Origin of the sequence: Pseudomonas sp. PS02290 (assembly GCF_029960075.1) — a bacterium.
In the GTDB taxonomy this organism is placed as follows: domain Bacteria; phylum Pseudomonadota; class Gammaproteobacteria; order Pseudomonadales; family Pseudomonadaceae; genus Aquipseudomonas.
The window spans coordinates 1-15,519 of sequence record NZ_JASCOY010000047.1; the positions used below are offsets into that span (position 1 = coordinate 1).

Sequence of the window (15,519 nt, forward strand, 5' to 3'; positions counted from 1 at the left end):
GCCGTGTTGTACCCGGTCACGCCGGACATGCGCGTTTACCACGAAGAACAGTTCGGGCCCGTGGTGCCGGTGGTGGCGTACCGCGATCTGGAAACGGTGATCGAGTACGTGCTGGATTCCGATTTCGGCCAGCAACTGAGTATCTTCGGCAACGACTCCAAGCAGGTCGGGCGTCTGGTCGACGCGTTCGCCAATCAGGTGGGGCGGATCAACATCAACGCTCAGTGCCAGCGCGGTCCGGACAGCTTCCCGTTCAACGGCCGCAAGAATTCGGCCGAAGGCACGCTGTCGGTGGACGATGCGCTGCGCGTGTTCTCGATCCGCACCCTGGTGGCGACCAAGTTCCAGGAAAGCAACAAGGCGCTGATCAGCGACATCATCCATAACCGCGAATCGACGTTCCTGACCACCGATTACATCTTCTGATTCATTTGCTCGAAATAGCCGCAGGCGTGTTGCACAGCTGATGCTGTTCAACCGCTTGCAGTTTTTTATATCTGTACCTTAAACCCCGCCGCCACTGTATTGCGTACGCCTTTTAATTCTGCAGCCGTTCCACTGTCCGGGATTATTTTGTAGGAAGGATTCTAGACTTCCGTAGGACACCTCTCTTCCTGTCTTTGGTGGGTAGAGTTTTTATTCGTAGGGAATTAGCCTTGCCGCTTCCCGAATTCGATGAAAACTTCATCAACCCATTCGCTGCTCACACTTGTTAAAACTTGATCGCTTGGGTCACGGACGCTCGGCTGATAAAAAGGCCCTGCGATCCAGATATTCCCCTTTGTGACGTGTGGCATTTTCGACGGAGGAGTTATGGCTTCAAACAGCTTTCAAAATGAAGTGCCCAAAGCGCGGGTCAATATAAAACTTGATTTGCACACGGGCGGTGCGCAGAAAAAAGTCGAACTCCCGCTCAAATTGATGGTGCTCGGGGATTACAGCAACGGCCAGGAAGATCGGCCATTGTCCGAACGCAGCAAAATCAATATCAATAAAAACAATTTCGACAGTGTGCTGGCGGAATTTTCCCCTGCATTAAAACTCACCGTTGAAAACACCTTCGCCGACGACGGTTCGGATGCTTCCGTGGATTTGAACTTCCAGAAAATGAAAGACTTCGAGCCAGAACAGGTCGCCAGACAAATACCGTCACTGCGCGCGTTGCTGGCGACCCGCAACCTGTTGCGTGATCTCAAATCAAACCTGCTCGACAACGCGACCTTCCGTCACGAACTTGAACGCATCGTCAAAGACGAAACGCTCAGTGATGAGTTGCGCGCCGAACTGGCCGTACTCGCCGCACCCCCAGAGCGTTAATCACCCGGGTCTCTGATAGCAGGTATCAAACATGTCCTCGAAACACTCTTCCGCAGTATCAGGCGGTGGCACCGTTTTGTCCGAAGAAAGCACCGGCGTCTATAACGCGCTGTTTTCAAAAATAAACCTCAACCCGGTTTCAGCCCTCGGCGATATCGAGGCGTTTCAGAACAACGAGGCGCTGTCGGAGATCTCCGCCGATGAGCGCGTGACCGCGGCGGTCAGCGTGTTCCTCAACCTGCTCAAGGGCTCGTCGCGCAAGGTGCAGCGTCTCGACAAAACCCTGCTCGACGAACACATCGCCTCGCTGGACGCGCAGATCAGCCGTCAGCTTGATGCCGTCATGCACCACCCGGACTTCCAGCGGGTCGAGTCCACATGGCGCGGGGTGAAGTCGCTGATCGATCAGACCGACTTCCGGCAGAACGTGCGCATCGAGTTGCTGGACATCAGTAAGGACCATCTGGTCCAGGATTTCGAAGACGCCCCCGAGATCGCTCAAAGCGGTCTGTACATGCACACCTATACCCAGGAGTACGACACGCCCGGCGGTGAACCCATTGCGGCGGCTGTTTCCAGTTACGAGTTTGATCGCAGCCCGCAAGACATCGCGCTGCTTCGCAACATATCGAAGGTCGCGGCGGCAGCGCACATGCCGTTCATTGGTTCGGTGGGGCCGGCCTTCTTCGGCAAGGACACCATGGAAGAAGTCGCCGCCATCAAAGACATCGGTAATTACTTTGATCGCGCGGAATACATCAAATGGAAGTCATTCCGCGACACCGACGATTCCCGTTATATCGGTTTGACCATGCCGCGCGTGCTGGGACGGCTGCCCTATGGGCCGGACACGATTCCGGTGCGCAGTTTCAATTATGTGGAAAGTGTTAAAGGCACCGATCACAGCAAATACCTGTGGACCAATGCTTCTTTTGCCTTCGCTGCAAACATGGTGAAGAGTTTCGTCAATAACGGCTGGTGTGTACAAATTCGCGGGCCACAGTCCGGTGGTGCAGTGACGGATCTGCCCATTCATTTATATGACCTCGGCACCGGCAGTCAGGTGAAGATTCCGTCGGAAGTGATGATCCCGGAAACCCGGGAGTTTGAATTCGCCAATCTGGGCTTTATTCCGCTCTCCTATTACAAGAACCGCGATTACGCGTGTTTCTTCTCCGCCAATTCAACACAAAAACCTGCGCTGTATGACACCGCCGATGCCACGGCCAACAGCCGGATCAACTCGCGCCTGCCTTACATCTTTCTACTGTCGCGCATTGCGCATTATTTGAAATTGATTAAGCGCGAAAACATCGGCACCACCAAAGACCGGCGTCTGCTGGAACTGGAATTGAATAAGTGGATCAGCGGGCTGGTCACCGAGATGACTGACCCGGGGGACGATTTGCAGGCCTCCCATCCGCTGCGAGACGCCCGGGTGACGGTGGAGGACATCGACGACAACCCCGGCTTCTTCCGCGTGAAGTTGTACGCCGTGCCGCATTTCCAGGTGGAAGGCATGGACGTGAACCTTTCGCTGGTTTCCCAGATGCCCAAAGCCAAAACCTGACGTCGGCCATAGGTGAGCACAACATGAAAATCGACCGACCTCTCTGGGCTGCCGGGGCGCTGTTATCCCAGCAGCAATTCCAGCAGCAAGCGCGCTGGGAAGCCTGGACCAACGAATGCATTGCGCATCTGTCGCGGGTTCATCCGTGGGGTGTGCAGAGGGCGACCTTTGATCTTGAGGCGTTGCGGCTGGGCAAACTCAAGGCGTCCGCGCTGCGGGTGCGGTTGCCGGATGGCACGCTGATCGACACCGACAGCGTTGATCGGCTGCCCGCCGCGCTGGCCCTCGAACAGATCCCGATCGACTCGGGGCAGGGCGCGACGGTGCTGTTGTGCCTGCCGCTGGAGCAGGCCAACGGCGGCAATTGCCTGTTCGAGAGCGCCCGCGCCGACCGGCCCGTGCGTTACCGCCAGAATTGGCGCGAGGTGCAGGATCTGTACGGCGACGATCAACAGTCGATCGGTGTGCTCGAGCACATGCTCAGCCTGCGTCTGGCCAGCGATGACAACGCTGATTACCTGACTTGTCCGGTCGCCCGGTTGGTGCGTGACGGGCAGGGACGCGCGTGCCTGGACGAAGCCTTCGTGCCGCCGCTGTTGAGCTTCGCCGGGCACCTCGGTTTGCAGGTCCAACTGGACAATCTGCTGACCCAACTGGCGTCCAAGCGCCATCGCTTGATGGGCATGCGCCGCGAGAGCAATCAGCGCATGGCCGACTTCGCGGTGGCCGATGTTTCGCTGTTCTGGCTGCTCAATGCGCTGAACACCTATCAACCCGTGCTCGCCGATTTCAAGGCCAGCCCGGCGCGCCATCCCGAGCAGGTGTATCAGGAACTGGTGAAACTGGCGGGGGCTCTGCTGACGTTCTCCCTCGAACACGACGTTGACGCCATTCCGGCCTACCGCCACGACGACCTGGAAACCGTGTTGCCGCCGTTGATGCAGATGATCTCGACGTTGCTCGAAGCCAGTCTGCCGTCTCGGGTGATTGCCCTGGAGCTGGAGCGGGTGATCCCGGGTCGCTGGCAAGTGACCTTCAACGACCCGCGCCTGCGCGAAGCCGACGCCGCTGACTTTTATCTGTCGGTGCGCTGCCGCGAGGCCCCGGCCCAATTGCAGGCGCAGTTCCCGCGGCTGTGCAAAATCGGCACACCGGACGACGTCGATCAGTTGATCAATGCCGCGCTGGACGGTGTTCCGCTGCAGCCCCTCAGTCACGTCCCGGCGGCGATCCCGCTGCGTCTCGAAAACCAGTATTTCGCCCTCGATTTTGCCCATCCGAGCGGTCAGGCCGTGCTCGCCGAAGGGGTCTGCGCGTTCTACGTCCCGGCAACGCTGCCGGACGTCAAGCTTGAGCTGTTTGCGGTACTGCGCTCATGAGCCGGCCAATCAAAAGCCAAGCGGCTCCCGGGTCCGTCGATGTAGATCAACTGATGCAGGACAGTTACCTGTTGGTGGTCGAGTTGCGCCACGGCGCGTCGGCTCCAGACAGCGACGCGCTCTGGGAGGTGTGCACCCGGCAGGTGGTGGGGGTCCGCGATGCGCTGACGCAAGCCGGTGTCAGCCAGCGCAATGTCGATTTCATCAGTCACGCGCAATGCGCGCTGCTGGACGAAACCGTGCTGGTCCACGCCGATGCCAGTGCCCGCGCGAAATGGACCCACGAACCGCTTCAGGCGCATTACTTCGGACGTCATCAGGCGGGGCAGTTTCTTTACGAAGAAATGCGCGAAGTGCTGCACGAGCCGTCCCCGGACCCGAGCGTGCTGCGGGTGTATCACCGCGTGCTGATGCTGGGCTTTCTTGGTCGCTACAAAGAGCCGAATCACCCCGAGCGTCAGCAACTGATGGCTGAGTTGACCACCCGGGTTGCACCGGTGACCCTGGATCAGCCGCTGCCGACGTGGATCGACGCACGGGGCCGCAAGCCTTTGCCGGGATGGTTGCGCGCACCCTTGCTGCATCTGCTGGTGGCCGGTGTGCTGCTGGCGGGCGTCTGGTGGGTGCTGGATTCGCATCTGGCGGCTCTGGTGGCCTCCCTTGTGACCGAGCGGGTGTGACGCGCCCATGACACTCAAGTTGATGCGTGCACTTGCGCTGTGGTCGGGATGTATGGCGCTGATGGTGATCAGCGTCTTGCCCCTGAGCCTAGTCGCTCAAGCCCTGTCTGTGGTGGGCGCCCTGATGCTGGTGGCCGGGGGCTGGCTGCTGGCGGGTCGAGGTTCTTCCCGTCTCGGTGGTCCGCCAAGGCTGGATGAGTTTCGAGCCTTGCCCGGCAGTGAGTACCGCCTGCCCGTGGTGCTGGTGTGCGGGCAGGGATCGTCGGCGCTTTTTGCTGCTGATCTAAATGTTGATATCGCCGAGCAAACCGCCGTGCGGACGACGGCGAGCGGGTGTTACGTCAGCGTGCCGAATATTGAGCGATTGCCCGGTCTGGTCGCAGCGCTGCTGGCAGCGCGTTCGCAATGGCGTGCGCAGATGAGCGTCATGTGTGTGGTCAATCCGTCTCAACACACTGACAGCTCGAAACTGGATGGCCAGCTTCGTGCGCTGACCCATCAGCTGTCCGTGGTCCGCAAGCGCGCGCTGACGTTACCGCTGTGGGTCGTGAGTTATCAGCAAGCGTCCCAGGATACGCGCGATGTTTGTGGGACCGGCTTCACCCGAGAAGAGGCCGGTTCGAGCGACCCATCTGTGTGGTTCAGCTGGGAAAATGGCAGGCCCTCGGCGCGGGTTAGAAGCAACGGCACCTGCGCCAGCGTCGAGGACTGGCAACGCCAAGACCGCGCCGCTCTCACTCACCGAGTGCACATCGCGGTGCAGATGAATACCCACGGCGCGTGGCTGGAGCAGTCTGTGGCCCCGCACTTCTCCCGCCTTGGCCGTCAAAGCGCGCGGCTGCCGGTGGCCTACGCAATCTGCCGCGTGCCTCGTTTGCCGGAACAGGTTCCGGGCAGCGTCTGGCAGCACTGGATACAGGCGAAGACTGCGCTGGTGCCGACCCATTTGACGAGCAGCACGGTCGGTGTTTTGCCCGTGCCGGATTGCCTGCTGGAGCTGCTGCCCCGACACACCGGCAACACCGCCGCACGGCGCGCCAGTGTCATCGGCATCTGGCTGACGGCTTTCGCCGCCGTCATCGCGATGTCGAGCTCGGCCCGGCAGAACACCTTGTTGATCCGCCAGGTCGGTGACGACCTGCGCCGCTATGCCTCGATCAACGAAACCGCCCGCGAGGACCAGCGGGCGGTGGCGCTGCGCGAAGCGGCGTTGACCGTCCTGCACGACGACGCCCGACGGCTGGATGACTACTACCGCCACGGCGAGCCTCGGTCACTGGGCCTCGGCCTGTACCGCGCCGAACAGCTGCGCATCAGGGTCTGGCACGCCATCGGCCGTTACCAACCGCCAACCGAGACGGTGCAGGCGGCCGGCCCCGTGCGTCTGGACACGCTGTCGCTGTTCAACATCGGCAGCGCCGAGCTGAAGCCGGAATCGACCCAGGTGCTGATCAACGCACTGGTCGGCATCAAGGCCAGACCCGGTTGGTTGATCGTCGTCACCGGACACACCGATGCCACCGGCAGTGCAGAACAGAACCTGCGCCTGTCCCGCGACCGCGCCGCCTCGGTGCGCGACTGGATGCAACGCATGGGCGGCATTCCCGGCAGTTGCTTTGCCGTGCAGGGCTTCGGCGCCAGTCAACCGATCGCCAGCAATGACACCGAACACGGACGCAGGGCCAATCGCCGCGTCGACATCCGCCTGGTGCCGGAAGAGGGAGCCTGCGGGTCGCTTTCTGCCGGGGCCGGGCCGGCTACCCCCGTCGCATTTCGCGGCACTCGATAACCCAAGCAAGGAGTTTCACATGGCAATTCCCGTTTACCTCTGGCTCAAAGATGACGGCGGCGCTGACATCAAAGGTTCGGTCAACGTGCAGTCCCGGGAAGGCAGCGTCGAAGTGGTCGCCCAGGACCACAGCGTGTACATCCCCACCGACAACAACACCGGCAAATTGACCGGCGCCCGGGTGCACACGCCGTTCCTGTTCACCAAGGAAATCGATGCCAGCAGCCCGTACCTGTACAAGGCCGTCGGCACCGGCCAGCCCCTGAAAAGCGCCGAGTTCAAGTGGTACCGCATCGACGACGCCGGCCAGGAAGTCGAGTACTTCAACACCCTGCTGGAGAACGTCAAGGTCGTGCGCGTCGCGCCGAAAATGCACGACGTGAAGGACCCGGCGAAGGAGAAGCACAACCACCTGGAGATGGTCGAGCTGCGTTACGAGAAGGTCACCTGGACCTACAAGGACGGCAACATCATCCACTCCGACTCGTGGAACGAACGCCAGACCGCCTGACGCTGCAAGGCCGGCAGGCAGGCTTTTGCATGGCTGTCTGCCGGCTGCGGTGTGCTGGGTTGAACGGCCGTTCGCTGCCGCTGCGCCAAGCACATCTACACGGCACGTTTCCCCCGAAAAAACAGCGAGGCGCCGACCGCTCAACGGTCTCGTCGGCGCTAATTACTCCTTCCGTTCAAGGACGATAACCCATGGCACAGAGCTCCTCCCGTTTGCTTCGCCGCCTCAACCCTTTCTGCGCCCAGGCCCTCAGCGCGGCGGCAACGCTGTGCCAGAGTCGCGGCCACGGCCACATCACCATCGAGCACTGGCTGCTGAAACTGCTGGGGCAGGGCGACGGCGATCTGGTGCTGATCGGCCGGCGTTACGAGTGGGACATCCAAGCGCTGTGGACCGGCTTGCTCGACCACATTGATCGCCTGCCGCGCAGCGTCCAGGCCAAGCCGCAGCTGTGTGAAAAATTGCAGCGGCTGATCAAGAACGCCTGGGTGCGCGCCTCGATGGACGAGGACAACGAGCAACTGCGCTCCGCCCACGTCCTGGCGGCGCTGATCGAAAGCCCCGACTTGCTGGCGTGTGTAGAGGCCTGGCCGTTGCTGAGTTTGAGCGAGGTGCAGTTGCGCCATTTGCTGCCGTTTTTGGACGAGCATTCCGATGAGCGTGCGCAGGCGGGACAAGGGCTGGATGTTGCTCCCGATGCTGTGCCCGTGGATTCGATGACGACTGCTGCGGACAACCCTGTGCTGACAAGATTTACCCAGGACATCACCGAGAAAGCGCGCAACGGCGAGATCGATCCTGTGCTGGGCCGTGACGACGAGATTCGTCAGGTCATCGACATCCTCAGCCGTCGGCGCAAGAACAACCCGATTCTGGTGGGCGAGCCGGGCGTCGGCAAAACCGCGCTGGTCGAAGGGCTGGCCCTGCGCATCGTCGCAGGCAACGTGCCGGCCAGCCTGAAACCGGTGAGCGTGCGGACGCTGGATCTCGGGCTGTTGCAAGCCGGCGCCGGGGTCAAGGGCGAATTCGAACAGCGCCTCAAAGACGTGATCGAGGCCGTGCAGCAGGCCGAGCACCCGGTGCTGCTGTTCATCGACGAAGCCCACACGCTGATCGGCGCGGGCAATCAGGCGGGAGGCGCCGACGCTGCCAATCTGCTCAAGCCCGCCCTGGCCCGTGGCGAACTGCGCACCATCGCCGCAACCACCTGGAGCGAATACAAGCAGTACTTCGAGCGCGATCCGGCGCTCGAGCGGCGCTTCCAGACCGTCAAGGTCGACGAGCCGGATGACGCCACCGCGATGGTCATGCTGCGCGGGTTGAAGGCCCGCTACGCCAGCCACCACGGCGTGCACATCGAGGACGCCGCAATCCAGGCCGCGGTGGTGCTGTCGCGCCGCTATCTGCCCGGCCGCCAGTTGCCGGACAAAGCCGTCGACCTGCTCGATACCGCCAGCGCCAGGGTGCGCATGAGCCTGGATTGCCAACCCCAGGCGCTGATCGCGAGCAAGGCCCGGCAGTCTGCGCTGGAGCAGGAACGTCTGGCGTTGCAAGACGATCGGCGCATCAGTGGACGCAACGCCGATGAACGTATGGCGGTCATCGCCGAGCAGCTGTTATCCCTGAGTGATGAGCTGGCGCGACTGCAGGACCAGCATGCCAACGAACTTGATCTCGCGCAGACCTTGCTCGCGGCCCGCCATGGTGAGGTCTTCGACGCCGACATCTGCGCGGATCTGCAGGCCCGGCTCAAGGCGGTTCAGGGCGACGCACCGCTGTTGTCGCTGGACGTCGACGATCGCAGCGTCGCCCAGGTCATCGCCGACTGGACCGGCGTGCCCCTGAGCAGCCTGCTCAAGGACGAACAGGCCAGCCTGCTGACGCTGGAGCAGTCGTTGGCATCCCGCGTCATCGGGCAGGACCGCGCATTGACGGCGCTGGCTCAACGACTGCGCGCCGCGAAAACCGGACTAACTGAAGAAAACGCTCCGCTGGGCGTATTCCTGCTGGTGGGCAGCAGCGGGATCGGCAAGACCGAAACCGCCCTGGCGCTGGCCGACATCCTGTTTGGCGGCGAGGAATCGCTGATCACCCTGAACCTGTCCGAGTACCAGGAAGCCCACACCGTCAGCCAGTTGAAAGGCGCGCCGCCCGGTTACGTCGGCTACGGACAAGGGGGCGTGCTCACCGAAGCGGTGCGCCAGCGACCTTACAGCGTCGTGCTGCTCGATGAAGTGGAAAAGGCCCACCGCGACGTGCTCAACCTGTTTTATCAGGTCTTCGATCGGGGCTTCATGCGGGACGGCGAAGGGCGCGAAATCGACTTCCGCAACACCGTCATCGTCATGACTTCCAACCTGGGCAGCGACCTGTTGCAGGACTACCTGCTGGGGAACCCCGAAGCGCTCGACGGGGAGGTCCACGAGCAACTGCGGCCGGTGCTGCGCGAGCACTTTCAGCCGGCGTTGCTGGCGCGCTTTCAGACGTTGATTTACCGGCCGCTGCAGGCGCCTGCGCTCAAACGCATCGTCGCGCTCAAGCTGGGCAAAGTGGCGGAGCGGTTGCGCCGGCATTACGGGCTGGACTGCCGGATCGACGAGCGCCTGCATGACGCGCTGGTGGAGGCCTGCCTGCTCCCCGACAGCGGCGCGCGGAACATCGACAGCTTGCTCAATCAGCAGATTTTGCCGGTGCTGAGTCAGCAACTGCTGCAGCGCCAGGCCGCGCGATTGGCTACGCGGGGCGTGGTGCTGGGGCACTGCGAGGAGGAGGGCATCACCCTTGAGTTCGTCGGAGCCCTGGCTTCGGTGGAGGGTGAATGATGAACGATTCCATTGGGGTGTTTTTCGACCATAGCCGTCACAAGCTGACCGTTCTTAACCTGCCTGTCGCGCTTGATGTGCTGGCGTTTGAGGGTGAAGAACGCCTGAGTCAGCCCTTTCATTACCGGGTGGAATTTACCTCGGTTGAGCGGGACATCGGCGCCGAGCGGATGCTCGGACAGGATGCGCAGTTCAGTCTGCATGCGGCGGCCCACACGTTGCCGGTGGCGATTCGTGGCTTGGCGGTGCCTAAGGTTCAGGCGCTGCGGACGCTGCATGGGGTGATTACCGGGTTTAAACGGCTGTCGGGTTCTGCTGACGAGGCGCGCTATGAAGTGACGCTCGAACCGCGCCTGGCGTTGCTGGCCCGTGGACGGCAGTTTCGGATTTATCAGCATCAGTCGGTGCCGGAGATTGTCGAGAGTATCTTGCGGTCGCGGCACGATTTTGAGGGGCAGGATTTTCTGTTCACGTTGGTGCGGGAGTACCCGAAGCGTGAGCAGGTGATGCAGTACGCCGAGAGTGATCTCGCGTTTGTTTCGCGGCTGTTGGCTGAGGTGGGGATCTGGTATCGCTTCACTAACGATGAGCGATTGGGGATTGCGGTCGTCGAGTTTCATGATGATCAGCGGCATTACGTTCGGCCTCGGGTGAGCTTGCCGTTTCGGCCTCAGTCGGGGTTGGGTAGCAGCGGTCAGGATGGGGTTTGGGGGCTGCAGGTCAGCCATGAGGTGGTGGAGCAGAGCGTTCATTTTCGGGCTTACCACCATAGAGATTCGAGTGCGTGGCTGGATGGCGATGTCGATCAGACGCGGGGGGATTCCACGACCTACGGCGAGGCCTACCACTATGCCGAGCCGTACAAGGTGCTTGGCGACAAGCTGGATCAGGATGAGGATTTAGAAGGGGAAAGCGGGTTTTTCTATGGGCGGTTGCGGCATGAGCGGTATCTGAATGATCAGACTCGCTTAAGTGGCGTGAGCAGCAGCGCTTCGTTGGGATTGGCGCAGGTGCTGGCGATTTCCGGTGGTGCGCCTCAGGCGTTTGAGCCGGGAGCGGTGCTCACAAGGCTACGGTTGCGTGCGGCGCGGGATCGCAGTTTTGAGTTGAGCTTTGAAGCGATTCCGTATTCCGAGAGCGTGTGTTTTCGGCCGCCGTTGCTGGCGAAACCGCAAATAGCCGGGACTGTTCCGGCGCGGGTCACCAGTTCGCTGGCCAACGATCCGTATAGCCATATTGATAGTGAAGGTCGTTACAAGGTCAGCTTTCTGTTTGACCGAGACAGCTGGAAACTGGGTGAGGAAAGCCTTTGGTTGCGCCTCGCCCGTCCGTACGCAGGCGATACCCACGGCCTGCACCTGCCGCTGATTTGCGGGACCGAGGTGGCGATCGTGTTTGAGCAGGGCGACCCGGATCGGCCGTACATCGCTCACGCCCTTCATGACAGTCGCCATCCCGATCACGTCACCCTCACGCGCAGTGACTACAAGCGCAACGTCCTGCGCACGCCAGCCAATAACAAGCTGCGCATGGAAGACGATCGCGGCAAAGAGCACATCAAGCTCAGCACCGAACACAGCGGCAAGAGCCAGCTAAACCTTGGGCATCTGGTCGACAAAGAGAAGGATAGGCGCGGCGAAGGCTTTGAATTGCGCACCGATGGCTGGGGTGCGATTCGGGCCGGGCGTGGGGTGTTTATCAGCGCGGATGGCCAGGCCAAAGCGCAGGGCAAGCAGCTCGACATGAGTGCCGCAATCGGTCGCTTGCAGAGTGCCGGCGAGCAGCTGAAAACAATCTCCGCAGATGCTGACATTAGTCACGCCGATGCCGCTGGCGTCCAGGCGCAACTCGATCTGCTCAAACAGGATCTGGACGCGCTCAAATCCTCGGTGTTGCTGCTCAGCGCTCCGGACGGCATTGCCCTGACCAGCGGCAAACATCTGCAACTGGCCGCGCAAGACAACCTGATGCTCAACGCGGGCGGCCACGCCGACATCAGCGTGGTCAAGAAACTGTTCATGGGTATCGGCCAGGGCTTGAGCCTGTTCGTTCGCAAGGTCGGCCTGAAACTGATCTCCAACGAAGGCCCGGTGAGCATCCAGGCACAGAACAATGATCTGGAATTACTCGCTCGCCGGGGCATAAACATCACCAGCACCGAAGATGAAATTCACATCACGGCGAAGAAGCGGATCGTCCTCAACGCGGGTGGAAGTTACGTGGCGATCGAACAATGCAGTATTGAATCCGGCACCGCCGGCGACTATCTCATCAAAGCCGCGCACTTCGACTTCAGACCGAAAGCCGCACAGGAGGTTGAACTGCCGGCCTTGCCACCGCTGCTGGATATTCCGCCGGAACTGCACGAGTTCTGGCCCAGCTTCAGCGGCGGCAACATTCACTACGAACGGAGCATGATTAAAAATGCTGCGCCGGTTAAACAGCCCGAGCCACTTGAGGAGGAAGAAGAGGAAGAGGAAATCACCGAAGGCATCACCTTGCGCATCGGGTTGTTCTTTGACGGGACCGGGAATAACCAGAGTAATGCGGCGGCGACCGCACAGTGCCGACAATCGGATTTGGACAGTTTCAGCCGTGAAGAGCTGGAGAGTATTGCGGCGACGTGCAAGCAGTATGGGTTTGGGGAGTTTGACGGGAGTGCGTTTAACAGCGCGCCGAATAACAGTTATGGGAATGCGCCGAGTAACGTGGCGTATTTGTATCAGCTGTATCCGGACAACGCGGTTGATGGCATAGCGGCTGAAGCAGAAACCGGGTACATCAAGGCGTACATAGACGGTATAGGCACCCGCAGCGGTGGCAAGGATGCCATCTTGATCGGGCAGGGCCTTGGCCAAGGCGAAACTGGCGTAATAGCTCGGGTAAAGCAGGCGCCAGCCCTACTCAAAGCACAGCTACGCTTTTTTGAGCAGACTAACCCCGACATGTCGATCCAAAAGATAGAGGTCGATATCTTTGGTTTCAGTCGTGGTGCAGCGGCGGCGCGTCATTGCGCCAATGAGTTTCTCAAACCCCAGTGCGGTGTATTTGGCGAAATCCTTACGGCCGGAAGTCTTGGTTTGCGAAACAGCTTCGACGCTTCAACAGACGTGTTCATCAACTTAATCGCCATATTCGATACCGTTGCGGCAATCTCGACCCCGTCCCGTGGTGACTTTAGTCCCGGCGATGACATGAATCGCGGAGTCAATTTATACCTGCCACCCGACTGCGCTCGGCAAGTTATTCACCTTCAAGCGCTCGACGAATATCGCGCCGACTTTTCTCTCAATAATGTTCACCACACGCACCTTCAGATAGGCCTGCCGGGCGCTCACTCCGATGTCGGTGGGGGCTATCTCCCACGAGCGCGAGAAAAGTTGTGGATGACGCAGCCCTGCAAGGCCAGCGTTCCGACCGGTCAAAGGGTTGAGTCCCACACCGCCTGGGCCCGTGCAGAGGCAGACGCCAAAGTACTGCGCGAATCAGGCGTGGCTCGCGATGGCTACATTGCGGTGAAAGCCTGGCCTGCAGCAACTAACCCTCGCGGCAAAGCTAAGGCGGTCGTGCAGGACTACTGGATAACAGTGCTGCTCGAACGCCCAGTGCATGGCGAACTTAGCCTGATTGCATTGCGTGTCATGCGCGATCTCTGCGTGCGCCATGGAGTGCCATTCGACGTTATTACCGAGACGGATAAACGCTTCAAGTTACCAGATGAACTTCTGCCTATCGCCAAGCGAATCTTGCAGCGGGTAATGACTGACCGGCTGGTACGACTTGAACCTAAGGAAGAGGCGTTGCTACGAGCGCGGTATATCCACCTGTCCGCGCATTGGACCCCACGAGGCCCCTTCTTACTTAACAAGCCAGCACCGCTGAATCGTAGGAGTGTGCATCTCAACCGTCCGCAACAAGGCTATCCAGAATGAGACGTCTGGTGTTTGCAGCGGTATTACTAATCAGCCTGAGTGCCTGTGCAAAGGGAGGCTCAGTACCTCCACCTGTGAAGCTGCCTTATCCGGCGTGGTATGTAGGCTTCGCCGCGCCGAGGCATATGGAAGTGTGGGTGGAAGGCGTCGATGTGCTCGATCAGCGGGGATACGTTTTTTTCAACGTGCATGCCGGAGTCGCCGGCTACACGCGTAAGCCCGAGGGCTGGCATAAGGGCACATCTGGAGGGAAACCTATCAACAACGTCGACTTACCAGAACAAATCCTTTTGCGCTGGCAGTCCCTCGTGGAGCCTCAGGCTTACAAAATCAGCATCCGGATACCGCAGTGGGTCCGTGATGAAATGGTGACGCCACAGCGAGTTTATTGCCGCAGTTCAAAAGAATCGATAGACGACTACCGATTCGCTATTACGCTGGGAATGGCTCCGGGAGGCATTGTGAAAGTCTGGGTGGGTGGGCCATGCCTGGGCTTCAAAGAAGTTGGCCGCTTTCAGGCCCAAGTTGAACCTCGTGGCCCTTATATGAACGATAAAGGGCTTTACTACAGAGCCCCGAATCCAGCGGCACAAGCCTGGATAGACCAAAACGGCATCCCCTATGGCAGTTGGTAACCCAGCCATGAGTGCGCCCGAGCACTACCAGTGCACGCAACCGCAGGCGAAATCGCGGCTTGGCTCAAGGGGCTCAGCTGCAGACTTGCTTCTCCGCCTGAAAAGGCTGGTTTGCGCAGCCGGTCTGTCACTAAGCCTCAGCGCCTGCGCGAGCGGCCCAGGATTACCCCCAACCCCCAAGCTGCCGTATCCGGCTTGGTACGTAGGTTTCGCCGCCCCAAAACACATGGAAGTCTGGGTTGAGACCGTTGATGTGCTGGACAAACGTGGACTTGCATTCTTCCGAGTTCACGGCGGCGTCGCCAGTTACACCGGGAAAGTGGAGGGCTGGCACCAAGGGGTGTCGGGCGGGAAACCTATAAATAACGTCGATCTGCCCGACCAGATTTTCCTGCGCTGGCAGTCCCTGATTGAGCCCCAGGCTTACAAGTTAAAAATTCAGATACCACAGTGGGTACGTGATGAGATGGTTAGGCCCGAGCGTGTGCTTTGCCAATGGAATCAGCAGTGGAAGACCGACTATCGAGAAATGATCACACTGGGGATGGCACCCGGAGGAATCGTAAAAGTATGGGTAGGTGGATCTTGCTTGGGCTTTAAAGAGGTAGGCCGCTTTCAGGCCGAAGTCGAACCTCGCGGCCCTTATCTGAACAAGAAGGGGCTGTATTACAGAGCACCAAATCCAGCGGCACAGGCCTGGATTGACCAGCACGGTATTCCCTATGGCAGTTGGTAATTTGACCATGGGCGTAACAGACCTTCGTCGCCACCTAACGGCAGCGTCAAGACTTACCAGCGGGCACCTCAATGTCGTAGCGCGTCCAATAATTTGCTGTTCAGCCACAACTGCAATTTACCGAGTGCTCCGGCTTACATCCTTAACG

The 15,519-nt window shown here is 60.2% G+C and carries 11 protein-coding genes; all 11 read left to right on the forward strand.

The window, feature by feature from the left end:
• Positions 1–426 (forward strand): aldehyde dehydrogenase family protein (locus QMX88_RS18725; protein WP_282371798.1); only part of this gene is annotated, 426 nt, incomplete at its 5' end.
• A 387-nt stretch (positions 427–813) separates the two neighbouring features.
• The gene (tssB, locus tag QMX88_RS18730) at positions 814–1,317 is read left to right on the forward strand and encodes a type VI secretion system contractile sheath small subunit (protein ID WP_282371799.1); all 504 of its coding nucleotides are present in this window, start codon (positions 814–816) and stop codon (positions 1,315–1,317) included.
• Positions 1,318–1,348: 31 nt separating this feature from the next.
• Positions 1,349–2,887, forward strand: coding sequence for a type VI secretion system contractile sheath large subunit (tssC, locus tag QMX88_RS18735; RefSeq protein WP_282371800.1), 1,539 nt, complete (start codon positions 1,349–1,351; stop codon positions 2,885–2,887).
• Positions 2,888–2,910: 23 nt separating this feature from the next.
• Positions 2,911–4,266: a type VI secretion system baseplate subunit TssK gene (gene tssK, locus QMX88_RS18740; protein ID WP_282371801.1), complete on the forward strand. Its 1,356-nt coding sequence runs from the start codon at positions 2,911–2,913 to the stop codon at positions 4,264–4,266.
• Entirely contained in the window at positions 4,263–4,946 is a 684-nt protein-coding gene (tssL, locus tag QMX88_RS18745) for a type VI secretion system protein TssL, short form (RefSeq protein WP_282371802.1), read from the forward strand. Before tssK ends, tssL begins: the two co-directional genes overlap by 4 nt.
• A 7-nt stretch (positions 4,947–4,953) precedes the next feature.
• On the forward strand, positions 4,954–6,735 hold the full coding sequence (locus QMX88_RS18750) for an OmpA family protein (protein WP_282371803.1): 1,782 nt from the start codon (positions 4,954–4,956) through the stop codon (positions 6,733–6,735).
• A 19-nt stretch (positions 6,736–6,754) separates the two neighbouring features.
• The gene (locus QMX88_RS18755) at positions 6,755–7,246 is read left to right on the forward strand and encodes an Hcp family type VI secretion system effector (RefSeq protein WP_282371804.1); all 492 of its coding nucleotides are present in this window, start codon (positions 6,755–6,757) and stop codon (positions 7,244–7,246) included.
• A gap of 191 nt (positions 7,247–7,437) precedes the next feature.
• Positions 7,438–10,068 (forward strand): type VI secretion system ATPase TssH, encoded by a 2,631-nt coding sequence (gene tssH, locus QMX88_RS18760; RefSeq protein ID WP_282371805.1) that lies wholly within the window; start codon positions 7,438–7,440, stop codon positions 10,066–10,068.
• On the forward strand, positions 10,068–14,000 hold the full coding sequence (gene vgrG / locus QMX88_RS18765; protein WP_282371806.1) for a type VI secretion system tip protein VgrG: 3,933 nt from the start codon (positions 10,068–10,070) through the stop codon (positions 13,998–14,000). Before tssH ends, vgrG begins: the two co-directional genes overlap by 1 nt.
• Positions 13,997–14,635 (forward strand): DUF2931 family protein, encoded by a 639-nt coding sequence (locus QMX88_RS18770; protein ID WP_282371807.1) that lies wholly within the window; start codon positions 13,997–13,999, stop codon positions 14,633–14,635. The genes vgrG and QMX88_RS18770 overlap by 4 nt, the downstream gene beginning before the upstream one ends.
• A gap of 7 nt (positions 14,636–14,642) precedes the next feature.
• Positions 14,643–15,371, forward strand: a complete 729-nt coding sequence (locus QMX88_RS18775) for a DUF2931 family protein (RefSeq protein ID WP_282371808.1) — start codon at positions 14,643–14,645, stop codon at positions 15,369–15,371.
• The last annotated feature ends 148 nt before the right edge of the window (positions 15,372–15,519 follow it).